Genomic DNA, 14,938 nt, shown 5'->3' with positions numbered 1-14,938 from the left:
TGGATGAGGAATATTTCCCTATGCCCGAAAACCAGAACGAAACCACCGAAGTTATCGACGAGGCAGCAACCCCCGCGATCGAGGAAGCAGCCCCGGCTGCCGCCCCCGCAGCTGACGCCGAGACGAACGCCGACGCTAAAGCTGAAAACGACGCCAAGGCTGACGCCGACGAGGACGACAACACCGTCAAGTTCGCCGATCTCGGCATCGACGGCCGCGTCCTGGCAGCCCTGCAGGATGTTGGATACGAGAAGCCCTCGCCCATCCAGGCCGCCACCATCCCGCTGCTGCTCGAAGGCCGCGACGTTGTTGGCCTGGCGCAGACCGGTACCGGCAAGACTGCAGCATTCGCAGTGCCGGCACTGTCCCGCCTGGCTGAACTCCACGACCTCAACGGCCCGTCCCGCAAGACCCAGGCCCTGGTCCTCGCCCCCACCCGCGAGCTGGCGCTCCAGGTTGCCGAGGCCTTCACCTCCTACGCCAAACACATCGACGACTTCACCGTCCTCCCCGTGTACGGTGGCTCCGCGTACGGCCCCCAGCTGGCCGGCCTGCGCCGCGGCGCCCAGGTTGTTGTGGGTACCCCCGGCCGCGTGATCGACCACATCTCCAAGGGTTCCCTTGACCTGTCCGAGCTGCAGTACCTGGTGCTGGACGAGGCCGACGAAATGCTCCGCATGGGCTTCGCCGAAGACGTGGAACAGATCTTCCAGCAGACCCCCTCGGACCGCCAGGTGGCCCTGTTCTCGGCCACCATGCCGGGCCAGATCCGCCGGATGTCCAAGCAGTACCTGAACAACCCCGCCGAGGTCCAGGTCAAGTCCAAGACCACCACCGGTGCCAACACCCGCCAGCGCTACCTGCAGATCATGGGCCCGCAGAAGCTGGACGCCATGACCCGCATCCTCGAGGTTGAAGAGTTCGACGGCGTCATCGCCTTCGTGCGCACCAAGATGGCCACCGAGGACCTGGCTGACAAGCTGCGCGCCCGCGGATTCCAGGCTGCCGCCATCAACGGCGACATCCCCCAGCAGCAGCGCGAGCGCACTGTGGAGGCGCTGAAGGAAGGCCGGATCGACATCCTCGTGGCCACCGACGTCGCGGCCCGTGGCCTCGACGTGGAGCGCATCAGCCACGTGGTCAACTACGACATCCCGCACGACACCGAGTCCTACGTGCACCGGATCGGCCGCACCGGCCGCGCAGGCCGTTCAGGCGAAGCCATCCTCTTCATGACGCCCCGCGAGAAGTACCTGCTGCGTTCCATCGAAAAGGCCACCCGCCAGCCGGTTGAACAGATGCACCTGCCGACTGCCGAGACGGTCAACACGCTGCGCCTGGGCAAGTTTGCCGAGAAGATCACCGAGACCCTTGCCTCGGAAGATATCTCCGCGTTCCGCGACCTCATCGCATCCTACGAAGAAGAGCACAACGTTCCCGCTGCGGAGATTGCTGCTGCCCTGGCCGTCATGGCCCAGGGCGGACAGCCGCTGCTGGTCAAGGAACTGGCTGCAGCTCCGGACTTCCAGAAGCGCGAGCGCTCCAAGGACGGCTTCGGCTCCCGTGGCCCCACCCGCCAGCTGACCGAAGGCAATGCCACGTACCGCATTGCGGTGGGCCGCCGCCAGCGCGTCATGCCCGGTTCGATCGTGGGTGCCATCGCCAACGAAGGTGGCATCTCCTCCGCACAGATCGGCGGCATCGATATCCGCTCGGACCACTCCCTGGTGGAGCTGCCAGCGGACCTGAGCCCCGAGCAGCTGCGTGCATTGTCCCGTACCCGGATCGGCGGCGAGCTGATCCACCTCGAACTGGACAACGGCCGCAAGCCTTCCGGTGACCGTGGCGCGTACCAGGGCAACCGTGGCGGCGACCGCGGCGGCAACTTCAAGGGCAACGGCGGGTTCAAGAAGGAATTCCGGAAGAACGACGGCGAGCGTTCCTCGGCTGACCGCGGCGGCCGCTCCTACAGCGAGCGCTCCGAGCGCAGCTTCGGTGACCGAGGCCAGTCCAGCGACTCCCGCTTCGGCGGCCACGGCGACGGCTCCCGCAAGCCCCGCAGCGGTGGCGACAGCGGTCACCGCGACTTCAACCGCAAGGGCAAGTGGTAAGCCTTCCGCAGGTTAGATCCATGCACGACGGCGTTGGGCCGGCTTTCGAGCCGGCCCAACGCCGTTTAAGCGCCCGGAACCTTCGTCCGCGTCGGCACAGTTCCGGACCCGGCATCCCCGCAGGCGTGGCCAGCACCTCCGGACGCATGTGGGGCTGGACACATTCGGTACCCCAAACGGCGGCGGGGGGCTCCCAAGGGTGCTCTCCGGCGTCGTTCGCCCTATCCCTTGAATGCTCAGGAACCCCGGAAACACACGGAAAATGGAGGCGCTTCGGCGCGGAATCGCAACTGTTGCGGGCCAGCCGGACGGCCGTTCAGGCCGATTTGTTGGTGCGTAAATCTTCCGGTAGAGTATTTACTCGTTGCCCCCCTAGCTCAGTGGTAGAGCGCGTTCTTGGTAAGAACGAGGTCACCGGATCGATTCCGGTGGGGGGCTCTGAATGAGGGCCTGCGTCAAGGCGGTTTTGACCGGCTTGACGCAGGTTTTTCTCATTCGTGGCGGTGTAGCTCAGTTGGTTAGAGCGCACGACTCATAATCGTGAGGTCGGGAGATCGAGCCTCCCCACCGCTACAGGCGAAGCCCCCGGAATCCCCCGAGATTCCGGGGGCTTTCCTGTTTCTCCGAAGGGCAGTAGTTTTGCAGCAACTGTCGAACGGGGGAACCGGTGGATGTCCTTGCACAGGCCATGGAACCGTTCAGGTGGCTGATGTCCGCCGTCCTGGTGGCCTTCCACAACGGATTGGCCGCCCTGGGCCTGCCCGCGGACGGAGGATGGACCTGGGCATTGGCCATCATGGGATTGGTGCTGGTGGTCCGCGCCGCGCTGATCCCCGTGTTCCTGGCGCAGGTGCGGGCCCAGCGGCGCATGCGCCAACTGCAGCCTGACCTCAAGGCGCTGCAGGAGAAATATGCAGGCAGGACTGACCAGCAGTCCCGGCAGGCCATGGCCCAGGAGCAGATGGCCCTGTACAGGAAGCACGGCACCAATCCGTTCTCCGCCTGCCTGCCGCTGCTGATTCAGGCACCGTTCTTCCTGGGCCTCTTCCAGGTGCTCGCCGGCATCCCGGACGCAGTGGGGCGGGGGACAGGCATCGGCTCCATGGAGGCCGCCCAGGCGGAGCAGTTCAACGCGTCCACCATTTTCGGTGCGCCGCTGTCCGCCTCCCTGCTGCACGGCGGAGGCGACCCCGCCGCCGTCGCGGTGCTGGCCCTCGCCATGATCCTGGTGATGACCGCCTGCCAGTTCCTGACGCAGAAGCTCGTCACAGCACGCACCGCCCTTGGGGCTGACGTCCCCGCTCCGCTGCTGCGCCAGCAGCGGTTCATCCTCGTGGCGCTGCCGCTGGTCTTTGCCGCCGGCGGGGCGTTCTTCCCCATCGGGGTCCTGGTCTACTGGACGGTGTCGAACCTCTGGACGCTCGGCCAGCAGTACCTGGTGAACCGCAAGGCCTGACGGGCTGTTTACAAAAACCCGGACCCGGACAACAATTGGCGCGTCAGCCATCGCCTGCCCCCGAGGACCAGCCATGACCATCCTCCGCATGATTCCCGAAGCCGAAGCGGACGGCCTGCAGGCGGGGATTTACAGCGACGACATCCGCTCGCTGGGGCACGTCCCCAGCCACACGAAGGCCATGAGCCTGAACCCGGAGGCCTACCTGGCTTGGGAGGCTTCCACGACGCCGGGCTCCCGGCCAGCGAGGTGGCCATGATGGATTACGCCGTGAAGCTCAGCACCGACGCTGCAGGCATGGCGGACGCAGATGCGCAGCGCCTGCGGGACGCGGGCTTCAGCGACCGTGAAATAGCCGACATCACCCTGGCCGCTGCGGCCCGGAACTTCTTCAGCCGTGCCCTCCTGGCCCTGAACGTGGACCTGGACGTGCCGGAGGGGCTCAGCCCCGGGCTGCAGGCCGCCCTGCTCTCGCCCCTTTCGTCCTCCGGTACAGGAAAGGCATGGGGCATGGCGCAGCTCATTTACTCGGGCCTCATTTCGCTGGACGGCTACCTGGCGGATCGGAACGGCAACTTCGACTGGAGCGCCCCGGACGAGGAAGTCCACGCGTTCGTCAACGACCTCGAACGGGACGCCGGCACCTACCTGTACGGGCGGCGGATGTACGAGGTGATGTCTGCCTGGGAAACCTTTGGCGCGCCGCCCTCGGACGAGCCGCCGGTGATCCGGGACTACTCCCGGATCTGGCGCGCTGCAGACAAGATCGTCTACTCCACCACGCTGGAACGCCCAGCCACCCCGCGGACCAGGATCGAACGCCGGTTCGATCCGGAAGCCGTGCAGAAGCTCAAGGACGGGGCGGATGGGACCATCGGCATCGGCGGTGCCACCATCGCGGTGGCGGCACTCACCGCAGGGCTGGTGGACGAGTGCCAGGTGTTCGTCAGCCCGGTGGTGGTGGGCGGAGGGCTGCGCTTCTTCCCGGAAGGCCTGGAGCTCAACCTCGAACTCCTCGAGGAGCGCCGGTTCGGAAACGGTGTGATGTACCTGCGCTACCGCAGCCTCAGTGGGAACTACAGCTAGGGGGCAGAATGGGTCCATGACCCGAATCGCAATCATTGGCGGCCACGGCAAAGTGGCCCTGCACCTGTCCACCCTCCTCGCCGGGGAAGGCCACAGCGTCACCTCGTTTATCCGCAACCCGGACCACGCCGCCGACGTCACGGCAACCGGTGCCACGCCGTCGGTCCTGGACATTGAAAACGCCCCGACGCCGGCCATCGCCGAAGCACTGCAGGGCCACGACGCCGTGGTGTGGTCGGCCGGAGCCGGCGGCGGCAACCCGGACCGCACCTACGCCGTGGACCGGGACGCGGCCATCCGCTCCATGGATGCCGCAGCGCAGGCCGGCGTGAACCGGTACGTCATGGTGTCCTACCTGGGCGCCGGCAAGGACCACGGGGTGCCTGAGGACAACAGCTTCTACGCCTACGCCGAAGCCAAGGCGGATGCGGACGAGTACCTGCGCGGCACGGACCTGGCGTGGACCATCCTTGGCCCGGGTTCCCTGACGGAGAAGCCGGGCTCGGGCCGCATCGACGTCAACCCGCCCAAGGAAGGCGGCGGGGAAACGTCCCGTGCGAATACCGCTATTGTTGCCGCAGCGGTGCTGGACCTGCCTGAAACGGCGGGCCGGACCATCGAATTCCGCGACGGGTCGCTTCCGGTGGCGGCAGCACTGGAGCCGCAGGCCTAAGCGGAACCGCAGCAGATGGACCAGTTGGCACTGATTATCGGGCTCCTCCTGGCCACCGTGGTAGCCGTGGGGCTGGGGGACAGGCTGCGCCTGCCGTACCCGGTCCTGATGCTGCTCCTCGCGGTGGCGTTGACCTTCATTCCGGGATTCCCGGACCTCGAAATAGAGCCTGAACTGATCCTGCCGATCTTCCTGCCGCCGCTGCTGTTCGCCACGGCCCAGCGGAGCTCCTGGGCCGTGTTCCGGGTCCGGTGGCGGACGCTGATCATGCTGGCCGTGGCGCTGGTGGTTATCACCACAGCAACGGTGGCAGGCGCCGCGTGGCTCATGATCCCCGGGATTGGCATCCCCGCTGCCATCGCGCTGGGCGCCATGGTGGCACCTCCGGACCCGGTGGCCGTCGAATCGGTGGCGAGCCGCGTGCACATGCCGCGCCGGCTCACCACCGTCCTGCAGAGCGAGGGGCTGTTTAACGACGCCGCGGCCATCGTCATTTTCCAGGCGGCGGTCGCGGCGGCCGTGGGCGGCACCAAAGTGGAGGCCGACGTCGTCCTGAAGTTCGTGGTGGGCGCGGCACTTGCCGTGGTGGTCGGCGTCGCCATGGGCTGGGTCATTGCCCTCGCGTACCGGTTGGTGAACTCGATGGTGGCGCGCAGTGCCATCACGCTGGTGGTGCCGTTCGCGGCATACATCCTGGCCGAGGAGGTGCATGCTTCGGGCGTGATCGCCGTAGTGGTCACCGCCCTGGAGATGCAGCGGCACTCCCGGCCGCAGGACGCCGCCGAGCGGGTCACCCGCAACGCCTTCTGGGACGTGGTGGAGCTCCTGGTCACCGGGCTGGCCTTCGGGCTGGTGGGCCTGGAAATCCGGCACGTGATCCGGGACGAGGGAACGGCAATCTTCGGCATGATCGGCGTGGCCCTGGTGGTCTGTGTGCTGGTGTTCGCCGTGCGGTTCCTGTGGCTGGCTGTGCTGGTCCTCGGGGCCCGGAAACGGCGGAACCTGCTGCAGCCCACGTCCCTGAAGGAAGTGGTCATCCTGACGTGGTGCGGCATGCGCGGCCTGGCAACGCTGGCCCTCGCCCTGGCTTTGCCTGTGACCCTGGCGGACGGGAGCCCGTTCCCGGGACGGGACTATCTGTTGGTCATCGCCTGTGCCGTCCTGCTCGCCACCCTGGTCCTGCCCGGGCTGACCCTGCCGTGGCTGATGCGGGTGCTGAAGGCCACCGGCGACGGATCGGAGGAACGAGATGCCGCACGGCTGCTGGCCAAGCGCGCCCAAGGTGCCGCCGTCGCAGCACTCAAGGACCACGACCTCATGAAGGACCTGCCGCCCGAAAAAGTGGAACTGGTCAAGGCAAGGATGAAGCGGCTGCAGGCCGAACTCCTGGACGGCAGCCTCCGGAGCGAGTCCCTGCCGGAGAAACGCCAGCGTGGCCGGGAACTGGCTATCGCGGTCCAGACCATCGCGCTGGACGCCGCCCGGCAGGAAGTGGTGGCCGCGCGGAGCGAACCTGACATGGACCCCGAAGTGGCGGACCGGGTGCTCCGCCAGCTGGACCTGCGGACCATGATCATGCCGGAGTGACGCGGACGGCAGCGCCGGAACCACCAACGGTCCCCGGCCAGCACTGTTGACCTCCCGGTGCAAAGCACCAGATAATACTTAGGCAAGTAAATTTAGATCCAATATAAAAACACCGCGACCAGCAGAAGAGGATCCCTCCTTGTCCACCACCGCCACCCTGGCAACCCTGTCCGACTCCGATCGCCTGTCCGATCCGAACTGGTGGCGACAGGCCTCCGTCTACCAGATCTACCCCCGCAGCTTCGCCGATTCGAACGGCGATGGCATCGGCGACCTGAAGGGCATCACCGCCAAGGTCCCGTACCTGAAGACGCTGGGCATCGACGCCGTCTGGCTGAGCCCCTTCTACCCGTCGGCACTCGCGGATGGTGGCTACGACGTGGACGACTACCGCGACGTGGACCCCAAGCTGGGCACGCTCGAGGACTTCGACGCCATGGCCAAGGCCCTGCACGAGGCCGGCATCAAGCTGATTGCCGATATCGTCCCCAACCACTCGTCCAACCGGCACGAGTGGTTCCGGGAGGCACTCGCCGCACCCAAGGGATCCCCGGCCCGCGGCAGGTACATCTTCCGCGATGGCAAGGGCCCCAACGGCGAGTTCCCGCCGTCGGACTGGGACTCGGTCTTCGGCGGCCCCGCGTGGGAACGGATCACCGAACCGGACGGGACGCCGGGGCAGTGGTACATGCACATCTTCGCCAAGGAACAGCCCGACCTGAACTGGGCCAACCGCGAAATCCGTGACGACTTCCTGAAGACCCTCCGTTTCTGGTCCGACCGCGGCGTGGACGGCTTCCGGGTCGATGTGGCGCATGCGCTCACCAAAGACCTCACCGAGCCGCTGCTGTCCAAGCTGGAGCTCAGTGCCGCCAATACCGGCGTGGACGGGTTCGACGACGGCACGCACCCGTTCTGGGACCGCGACGAAGTCCACGAGGTCTACACGGAATGGCGCGAGGTCTTCAACGAGTACAACCCGCCGCGCACGGCCGTTGCCGAAGCCTGGGTGCACGCCAGCCGCCGGGCCCGCTACGCCAGTCCGCAGGGGTTGGGCCAGGCCTTCAACTTCGACCTGCTGCAGTCCGATTTCGACGCCGCCGAGTACAAGGAAATCATCACCCGCAACCTCGCGGAAGCCGCAGCCACCGGCGCCTCCTCCACGTGGGTCTTCTCCAACCACGACGTGGTCCGGCACGCAACCCGCTACGGGCTGCCGCAGATCGCGAAGACCAAGGCCGGTGCGAAGGGCCAGGACGGCAAGGACTGGCTGCTGGCCGGCGCCCCCGCCGACCAGCTGGACGTCGAACTGGGCGAACGCCGCGCCCGGGCGGCAACGCTGCTGATGCTCGCCGTCCCCGGCTCCGCATACCTCTACCAAGGCGAGGAACTCGGCCTGCAGGAAGTGGCCGAGATCCCCGAGACGGAGCGCCAGGACCCGTCCTTCTTCCGCAACAAGGGCGTGGAAATCGGCCGTGACGGCTGCCGGGTGCCGCTGCCGTGGAAGGTTGAGGGCACGTCGTTCGGGTTTGGCGAGGGCGGCTCCCACCTGCCCCAGCCTGACTGGTTCAGCAAGTACGCCGTGGAAGCGCAGGACGGTACGGACGGCTCCACCCTGGAGCTCTACCGCAAGGCCCTGAAGCTCCGCAGGGAACTGCAGACCGGCGAGGAACTCGAATGGGTGGACAGCGGCACCCCGGACATCCTCCACTTCAAGCGCCCCAACGGCTGGCAGTCCGTGACCAACTTCGGGAACACGGCCGTGGCGCTTCCCGCCGGTGACGTCCTGGTCAGCAGCGCTCCGCTGGAAGACGGAAAGCTGCCGGCCAACACCACCGCATGGCTGCGCTGATGATGGTTGCCGGCCGGCCGGACGCGAATTCCTGATGCAGGAACTCATTTACGGGTGCATGGGCCTGGGTGGCAGCTGGACCGACGAACCGCATGGCCCCGGCCATGTGGACGAGGCAGCAGCTGCCGTCCAGGCGGCCCTGGATGCGGACATCACCCTGTTCGACCATGCCGACATTTACCGCAGCGGCAAGTCCGAGGCCGTCTTTGGCGAGGTGCTCGCTTCCACCCCAGGCCTGCGCGGGCGGATCCGCATCCAGACCAAGTGCGGCATCAGGCTGAACGAACGCGGCCTCCAGACGCACTACGACCTCAGCCGGGACGCCATCCTGGAACGCGTGAACGGCAGCCTGGCACGGCTCCGGACAGACTATGTGGACATCCTCCTGCTGCACCGGCCGGATCCGTTGGCTGACCCCGCTGAGGTGGCCTCCGCCGTCGGGCAGCTCATGGCCGAAGGAAAAGTGCGGCAGCTGGGTGTTTCGAACATGTCCGCGGCGCAGATTGAGGTGCTGCAGGACCGGTTGGAGACGCCCGTGGTGGCCAACCAGTTGGAGATGAGCCTGCTCAAGCGGGCCTGGCTCGAAAGCCAGGTACTGGTCAACCACGCCGAGCACCTGGACTACAGCTTTCCGCACGGCACGCTGGAGTACTGCACGCGCAACAACATCACGCTCCAGGCGTACGGGGCGCTGGCGCGGGGTCTCTACACCGGGGCTGATCCGGAAAGTCCGACATCGTCCGAAGCCGCCACCGCGGACCTCGTCGCTGAGCTGGCAGCCGAACACGGCACGTCCGGCGAGTCGGTCCTTTTGGGGTGGCTGATGAAGCACCCTGCGGGTATCACGCCGGTGATTGGCACCGTCAACCCCGGCCGCATCAGGGCATGCGCGGACGCAGCCCGGGTTGCCAAAGCCCTGACCCGCGCCGACTGGTACCGGCTGTGGGTCACCGCGCGGGGGAGCAACATCCCCTGAGCGGCCAGGGCGACGGCAGCCCAGGGATTGCCTGGGAGGCTAGGCGGCCAGGTGGAAAGTGTTGGCGAACCGCTCCAGGAGGTGGCCGCTGCCGGCCAGCACCCTCACCGCGCCGGTGGTGATGGCGCGGCCCGGCGCCAGCTCGCCGGAAATGAGCCGGCGGACATCGGGCCCGGCGGAAAAGGCGAGGTCGGCAGGGCCGTCTCCGCGCTCCACGGCAAGAATGCGGCCGGCCACCCGGATCAGCAAGGTGGCAGGGCCGAATTCTGCGGCGTAGGAGGTTGGGGGCAAGCTGGCAGCCACCTCCGGACGGAATGCCGTGCGCAGCGCCATGGTCATTGAATCGGGGGTGATGACCTGGTCCTCCCGGGGGTCGCCCATCGCCTTGAACCCCCAGGCGCCGAGAGCCAGTACCAGCGGCTCAAGTTCGCTGCCGTAAGGCGTCAGTTCGTACACGATGACGCGCGAGTGCGGTACCCGGCGGATGATGCCGGCCGCCTGCAGTTCCTTGAGCCGCGCTGCCAGGATGTTGCTCGGAATCCGCGGAAGTCCCGCGGCGAGTTCACCGTAGCGGCGCGGCCCTACCAGGAGGTCGCGAACGATGAGCAGGGCCCAGCGTTCGCCCACGAGTTCAAGGGCCCGCGTGACGCCGCAGTACTGGCCGTAGTCCCGCGCTGCCATTGGCCTTAGGACTGCTGGTTTACAAAAGCCTGGGGGCCCTGTTCGGCCGCGGCGGGGTGCATGTAGCCGAACTCCAGGACGTTGCCGTCAGGGTCCGTCAGCTGGCGCTGGTACATGAAGCCGAGGTCCGTGGCAGGGTGGTCCTCGGAGCCGCCCGCGGCCAGGCCTGCGGCGACCGCCGTGTCCACGGCTTCCCTGTCGTCCAGGAAGATTGCCGTTGAGACGGACACTGCGGCGGCCGGGTCTCCGATGGGCCGGTCGGTGAAGGTCTGGAAGAAGTCGCGCACCAGGATCATGAAGTAGCTGTGGTTCTCTTCAACAACCACGCAGGCAGCATTGTGGTCCGTGAAGAGCGGGTTGATGGTAAATCCGATGGCCGTGTAGAACGCCTTGGCGCGGTCAAGGTCGGTGACCGGCAGGTTGACGAACATGGAAGTCATGGTTGTCTTCTTTCGTAGGCGCTTGGGGGTGATGCAAGTAACACTTGCAAAAAACAAGTGACAGGTCAAGGGTCTTTGGCGGGGCATTCCTTTTGGCAGGCATTTCTTCTACAACTGGAAGGAGAAAGGACATGCCGTGACCGTCGCCATCATCCTGACGTCAGCGCTGCTGGCCATGGTGACCGTGCTTGCCCTCGCTCTGCCGGCCATCAACAGTGCCACGGTGCCGTTCGGGGTCCGGGTGCCGTCCCGCTACGCCGCTGATCCTGTTGTCGTGGGGCAGACCCGCACCTACCGCAAGCGGGTGCTGGCCAGCGCAGTGGTTGTGGCCGCGGCAACGGCGGCCGTCTCCGCCGCCAGCGGAGAGGCGCTGCTGCTGCCGTTGTCCGTCCTGGTCCTCGTCGGAACGTGGTACGCCTGCTTTGTCCTCGCCAATCACGCAATCCGCGCCGCCAAGGCCGCCGGGGGCTGGTTCGAGGGCGTCCGGCAAGCCACAGCAGCGGATGCCGGCCGGGGGGGAGGTCCGCCGTCTGAAGCCGGGCCGGAAGCGCAACCGGAGCGGGCGCCCTTCCCTTGGCCCTGGCTTTTCCCGGCGCTCGCCATCACGGCCGCCACCCTGTTGATCGGTGTCCTGCGCTATCCGTCGATGCCGGGCCTGCTCGCCGTGCACTATGGCGCGGACGGCATGCCTGACCGGCTTGCCGCCAAGTCGGTCGGCAGCGCTTTCTCGCTGGTGTTCGTGCAGTGCGGCCTGACGGCGCTGCTGGCAGTAGTGGCGGCAGCAGTCCACCGGAGCCGCCCGGACATTGACCCCGCATACCCGGTCTCCTCCGCCCGCTGGCACCGCCGGTACACGGCACAGAGCGTCAAAGCCCTGTTGGGACTGGTGGCCACGATCGATCTCGGAATGCTCTTCTCATCGCTGCTGATGTGGACGGGCACCGTCAGCACCTGGGCGCCGCTCGCCGTCGTGCTTCCAGTCCTGGCCGGAGTCACTGTTGCTGCCATCGTGCTGGCGCGGAACAACCGGGTGCCGGATGACGGCGAACCGGATACAGGACTGACGCACGTGGACGACGACAGGTTCTGGCGCGGCGGCCTGGTTTACGTCAACCGGGACGACCCCGCACTCATGGTGCCGCGCCGGTTCGGCCTCGGCTGGACCCTGAACTTCGGCAATCCCGGGGCTGCGATGTTCCTGGTGGGCGTGCTCGCGTTCATTGGCCTCGTTATCAGCATCGTGGCCGCCCTGCGCCTGGACGGCTGACCAGGCTGGCGCCGCTCGCCCGGCTGGCCCGGGAGGCTCAGACGGCGGGCGGACGCTGCCCGGACGGGCAACCGGAGCGCAGTCACAACCCGTTTAGTTCGTATTGATCCTCACACCGGAGCCCATTTCTTCCGCGTGCCGGTGGCGGGGCAGATACTGTAGAAGCCATGACGTCTACCACCGCCGCAGAGACCGTACGGCCTGAACGCAACATCCCCGCAGAGATCGCCCGCTCCTGGCTCCTCGTGAATGCCATGAAGACCGAGCTCTTCGACCAGTCCGCCGTCTCACGCGCAGATTCGATCATCCTTGACATCGAAGACGCCGTGGACCCGTCCCAGAAGGACACGGCGCGGGGCAATGTGGTGGACTGGCTGACCCGTGGCGGCCAGGCCTGGGTCCGCATCAACGATGCCACCAGCCCGTTCTGGGCAGATGACCTTGCCGGCCTCCGCGGCACCCCCGGCCTGCTGGGCGTCATGCTCGCCAAGACCGAATCCGCGGACCAGGTCACCGAAAGCTTCCACCGCATGGACGGCAAGACCCCGGTTATTCCCCTGGTGGAGTCCGCCGTCGGCATCGAAGAAGCCAACAACATCGCCAAGGCCCAGGGCGCCTTCCGCCTGGCCTTCGGTTCCGGCGACTTCCGCCGCGACACCGGCATGGCTGCCACCCCCGAAGCCATGGCCTACCCGCGCGCCAAGCTGGTCGTCGCCAGCCGCGTCGGCAACCTGCCGGGCCCCATCGACGGACCCACCGTGGGCACCAACCACCCCATCCTGCGGGAGCAGACCGGCATCACCGTCATGATGGGCATGACCGGCAAGCTCTGCCTGGCCATCGACCAGACCCCCGTGATCAACGAGGTCATCAGCCCCACGCCGTCCGACGTCGCCTGGGCCACCGACTTCATGGCTGACTTCGAAGCCAACGGCCGCGTCATCCGCGACGGCTCGGACCTGCCCCGCCTGGGCCGCGCCGAAAAGATCATGAAGCTGGCTGTAGCCTTTGGGGTGCAGCCCGCGCTGTAGCGCCCGCCCCCAGCACTTCAGGAGACCCCGTGACCGATACCCGCTATCTGGTCCACGGGGTCTTTTGGGATGGTCCGCCGGCCGCCACGGCCACGGACGACGGCGGCGCCCCGGTCCTGCGCCTCCAGTCACCGTCCGGGGACTTCCGGGAGTTGAGCCTCTGTCCTGGCGCGCGGCTCGGTTTTCGGGTGGCAGGGCCGGCCAAGTCCTGCCTGGGCCACCTGGTGGTCCACTCGTCCACCCGGCGCGACCACATCCTCTGCAAGGCAGCCGCCCCGGCCGCCAGGGGACGGCAATGCGAACGCTGCTTCGTCCTGGACGAATCCCGGCTGATCCACGACTTCCACCGCGGCGGCCGCGTGACCCCCGGTCTCCGCGACTACCTGATGCAGGAGCATTGGCTTTACGTGGCCACCTTCGCCGGAGGCGCCACCAAGGTGGGTACTGCCTCCGGTCCACGCAAGTGGAACAGGCTGGCCGAGCAGGGCGCCACAGTGGCCCGTTACGTGGCACGGGCGGACGACGGCCGGGTGGTCCGGGTCCTGGAGGACCTGGTCACGGCGGAGCTGGCGCTGACCCAGCAGGTGCGCTCCAGTGCCAAAACCGAGGCGCTCCTGCAGCCACTGGCTGCAGCAGACCTGGACGCCATCAGCAGCCGCCATGCAGGCGACGTGCGGCACCTGCTGGCCCGCACCGCCGTCGACGGCTTCACCGTGGTTGACGAAACGTGGGTGCGTCCCGTCCAGGCGGCCGCCGTCTACGGGCCGGCGGCCCGCCACGCCTACCCCCATCCCCTGGACGGCGGGGAGCACGGCTTTACTGTCGCAGCCATCAGCGGGGCCAACGCCCTTGCCCGGCTGGACGGCACCGAGTTGCTGTTCGTGGTAAACCTGTCGCATCTGACCGCCCGCACCATTGAACCGGGAGACTTCGCCTCGGCAGTGCCGGCCGTGCAGGAAGCGCTGTTCCAGGACCTGCGTTAGGGGCCCCGGCAGCCCGGGCAGGGCAACCCCGGTAGACTTGGACGGTGCTGAACGAATTCTGGGCCACCGCGCCAACCTCCTACAAAGTCATGGTCTTCAGCGCCATGGGCCTGATCGCCGTCGGCATCATCCTGAACCTCGTGGGCAACACCGGCGGCAACCAGGGCCTGGCCATGGCCTCCCTGCCGCTGATCGGACTCGGCCTGGTCCTGCACGTGGTGGGCATGGTGGTCCGCGGCCAGTCGATCCGGAAGAACCTCCGCCGCTAGCAGCGCCGCCGGGGACCGCCCCGTTTTCGGCCCGCCATGACGCGGACGATAGGCTTGAGGCCATGACTATCAATCCGGATCTGCAGGGCCGGAGCTACCCTGCCGCAGAGGTGTACGACGTCGGCCGCGAGAAGATCCGCGAGTTCGCCCGGGCGGTCAAGGCCACCCATCCCGCACACTTCGACGTGGACGCCGCCACGGCACTGGGCCATCGCGACCTCGTGGCACCGCCCACCTTCGCCATCATCATCGCCCAGCGCGCCGACGCCCAGCTCATCGAGGACCCGGAAGCGGGCATCGACTTCTCCCGCGTGGTCCACGCAGACCAGCGCTTCATCCACCACCGTCCCATCTTCGCCGGTGACCGGCTCGTGGCCGAACTGCACGTGGACGGCGTCCGTGCCATGGGCGGTGGCGCCATGATCACCACCCGCTCCGAAATCTTCGCCCTCGGCGACGGTGACGGCCGCGAGCAGGTCACCACCACCACGTCATCCATCCTGGTCCGCGGAGAGGGACAGTAACC

Annotated in this window: 15 protein-coding genes and 2 tRNA genes; 15 read left to right on the top strand and 2 right to left on the bottom strand. The window is 67.3% G+C overall.

Annotated elements, in window-relative coordinates:
* Nucleotides 1-20: 20 nt before the first annotated feature.
* From ACP3TD_RS14885 to ACP3TD_RS14840, 10 genes are all read left to right on the top strand, one after another.
* Complete coding sequence (locus tag ACP3TD_RS14885) at nucleotides 21-2,111, top strand: DEAD/DEAH box helicase (protein ID WP_426763779.1); 2,091 nt, start codon at nucleotides 21-23, stop codon at nucleotides 2,109-2,111.
* Nucleotides 2,112-2,477: 366 nt separating this feature from the next.
* Nucleotides 2,478-2,549, top strand: a tRNA-Thr gene (locus ACP3TD_RS14880).
* Nucleotides 2,550-2,610: 61 nt separating this feature from the next.
* A tRNA-Met gene (locus tag ACP3TD_RS14875) sits at nucleotides 2,611-2,684 on the top strand.
* Nucleotides 2,685-2,778: 94 nt separating this feature from the next.
* On the top strand, nucleotides 2,779-3,567 hold the full coding sequence (gene yidC / locus ACP3TD_RS14870) for a membrane protein insertase YidC (RefSeq protein WP_426763778.1): 789 nt from the start codon (nucleotides 2,779-2,781) through the stop codon (nucleotides 3,565-3,567).
* 73 nt (nucleotides 3,568-3,640) lie between these two features.
* Complete coding sequence (locus ACP3TD_RS14865; protein WP_426763777.1) at nucleotides 3,641-3,826, top strand: hypothetical protein; 186 nt, start codon at nucleotides 3,641-3,643, stop codon at nucleotides 3,824-3,826.
* Nucleotides 3,827-4,077: 251 nt separating this feature from the next.
* Complete coding sequence (locus ACP3TD_RS14860; RefSeq protein ID WP_426767255.1) at nucleotides 4,078-4,653, top strand: dihydrofolate reductase family protein; 576 nt, start codon at nucleotides 4,078-4,080, stop codon at nucleotides 4,651-4,653.
* A 16-nt stretch (nucleotides 4,654-4,669) separates the two neighbouring features.
* Nucleotides 4,670-5,326 (top strand): SDR family oxidoreductase, encoded by a 657-nt coding sequence (locus ACP3TD_RS14855; RefSeq protein ID WP_426763776.1) that lies wholly within the window; start codon nucleotides 4,670-4,672, stop codon nucleotides 5,324-5,326.
* 15 nt (nucleotides 5,327-5,341) lie between these two features.
* Nucleotides 5,342-6,913: a Na+/H+ antiporter gene (locus ACP3TD_RS14850; RefSeq protein WP_426763775.1), complete on the top strand. Its 1,572-nt coding sequence runs from the start codon at nucleotides 5,342-5,344 to the stop codon at nucleotides 6,911-6,913.
* Nucleotides 6,914-7,052: 139 nt separating this feature from the next.
* Nucleotides 7,053-8,765 carry a glycoside hydrolase family 13 protein gene (locus tag ACP3TD_RS14845; protein ID WP_426763774.1) on the top strand — a complete coding sequence of 571 codons (1,713 nt, stop codon included), beginning with the start codon at nucleotides 7,053-7,055 and terminating at the stop codon, nucleotides 8,763-8,765.
* 34 nt (nucleotides 8,766-8,799) lie between these two features.
* Nucleotides 8,800-9,741: an aldo/keto reductase gene (locus ACP3TD_RS14840; protein WP_426763773.1), complete on the top strand. Its 942-nt coding sequence runs from the start codon at nucleotides 8,800-8,802 to the stop codon at nucleotides 9,739-9,741.
* 39 nt (nucleotides 9,742-9,780) lie between these two features.
* Here ACP3TD_RS14840 and ACP3TD_RS14835 read toward each other — a convergent pair whose 3' ends face one another.
* Together ACP3TD_RS14835 and ACP3TD_RS14830 are read right to left on the bottom strand one after the other, a co-directional pair.
* Nucleotides 9,781-10,422, bottom strand: coding sequence for a winged helix-turn-helix transcriptional regulator (locus ACP3TD_RS14835; RefSeq protein WP_426763772.1), 642 nt, complete (start codon nucleotides 10,420-10,422; stop codon nucleotides 9,781-9,783).
* Nucleotides 10,423-10,427: 5 nt separating this feature from the next.
* Nucleotides 10,428-10,862 carry a VOC family protein gene (locus ACP3TD_RS14830; protein WP_426763771.1) on the bottom strand — a complete coding sequence of 145 codons (435 nt, stop codon included), beginning with the start codon at nucleotides 10,860-10,862 and terminating at the stop codon, nucleotides 10,428-10,430.
* Nucleotides 10,863-10,998: 136 nt separating this feature from the next.
* Between ACP3TD_RS14830 and ACP3TD_RS14825 the strand changes: the two genes are divergently transcribed.
* The 5 genes from ACP3TD_RS14825 (at nucleotide 10,999) to ACP3TD_RS14805 (ending at nucleotide 14,936) form a co-directional block, all read left to right on the top strand.
* Nucleotides 10,999-12,129 carry a DUF1648 domain-containing protein gene (locus ACP3TD_RS14825; protein ID WP_426763770.1) on the top strand — a complete coding sequence of 377 codons (1,131 nt, stop codon included), beginning with the start codon at nucleotides 10,999-11,001 and terminating at the stop codon, nucleotides 12,127-12,129.
* A 167-nt stretch (nucleotides 12,130-12,296) separates the two neighbouring features.
* Complete coding sequence (locus ACP3TD_RS14820) at nucleotides 12,297-13,160, top strand: HpcH/HpaI aldolase/citrate lyase family protein (RefSeq protein WP_056075502.1); 864 nt, start codon at nucleotides 12,297-12,299, stop codon at nucleotides 13,158-13,160.
* A 29-nt stretch (nucleotides 13,161-13,189) separates the two neighbouring features.
* Nucleotides 13,190-14,143, top strand: a complete 954-nt coding sequence (locus tag ACP3TD_RS14815; RefSeq protein WP_426763769.1) for a DUF2797 domain-containing protein — start codon at nucleotides 13,190-13,192, stop codon at nucleotides 14,141-14,143.
* Between the two features lie 44 nt (nucleotides 14,144-14,187).
* Nucleotides 14,188-14,412 carry a DUF3188 domain-containing protein gene (locus ACP3TD_RS14810; protein ID WP_426763768.1) on the top strand — a complete coding sequence of 75 codons (225 nt, stop codon included), beginning with the start codon at nucleotides 14,188-14,190 and terminating at the stop codon, nucleotides 14,410-14,412.
* 62 nt (nucleotides 14,413-14,474) lie between these two features.
* Nucleotides 14,475-14,936, top strand: coding sequence for an FAS1-like dehydratase domain-containing protein (locus ACP3TD_RS14805; protein WP_426763767.1), 462 nt, complete (start codon nucleotides 14,475-14,477; stop codon nucleotides 14,934-14,936).
* Nucleotides 14,937-14,938 lie beyond the last annotated feature (2 nt).

It is taken from the genome of Pseudarthrobacter sp. 1G09 (assembly GCF_050038305.1).
Taxonomy (GTDB): domain Bacteria; phylum Actinomycetota; class Actinomycetes; order Actinomycetales; family Micrococcaceae; genus Arthrobacter; species Arthrobacter equi.
The sequence above is the reverse complement of the archived record's forward strand: the minus strand, read 5'-3'. Positions and strand labels throughout refer to the sequence as shown.

What these genes read in the sequence shown, in the direction of transcription:
- ACP3TD_RS14820 (WP_056075502.1), top strand. Translation starts at nt 12,297, where the DNA reads ATGACGTCTACCACCGCCGCAGAGACCGTACGGCCTGAACGCAACATC.
- ACP3TD_RS14860 (WP_426767255.1), top strand. Translation starts at nt 4,078, where the DNA reads ATGGCGCAGCTCATTTACTCGGGCCTCATTTCGCTGGACGGCTACCTG.
- ACP3TD_RS14865 (WP_426763777.1), top strand. Translation starts at nt 3,641, where the DNA reads ATGACCATCCTCCGCATGATTCCCGAAGCCGAAGCGGACGGCCTGCAG.
- ACP3TD_RS14850 (WP_426763775.1), top strand. Translation starts at nt 5,342, where the DNA reads ATGGACCAGTTGGCACTGATTATCGGGCTCCTCCTGGCCACCGTGGTA.
- ACP3TD_RS14885 (WP_426763779.1), top strand. Translation starts at nt 21, where the DNA reads ATGCCCGAAAACCAGAACGAAACCACCGAAGTTATCGACGAGGCAGCA.
- ACP3TD_RS14805 (WP_426763767.1), top strand. Translation starts at nt 14,475, where the DNA reads ATGACTATCAATCCGGATCTGCAGGGCCGGAGCTACCCTGCCGCAGAG.
- ACP3TD_RS14840 (WP_426763773.1), top strand. Translation starts at nt 8,800, where the DNA reads ATGCAGGAACTCATTTACGGGTGCATGGGCCTGGGTGGCAGCTGGACC.
- ACP3TD_RS14830 (WP_426763771.1), bottom strand. Translation starts at nt 10,862, where the DNA reads ATGACTTCCATGTTCGTCAACCTGCCGGTCACCGACCTTGACCGCGCC.
- ACP3TD_RS14855 (WP_426763776.1), top strand. Translation starts at nt 4,670, where the DNA reads ATGACCCGAATCGCAATCATTGGCGGCCACGGCAAAGTGGCCCTGCAC.
- ACP3TD_RS14835 (WP_426763772.1), bottom strand. Translation starts at nt 10,422, where the DNA reads ATGGCAGCGCGGGACTACGGCCAGTACTGCGGCGTCACGCGGGCCCTT.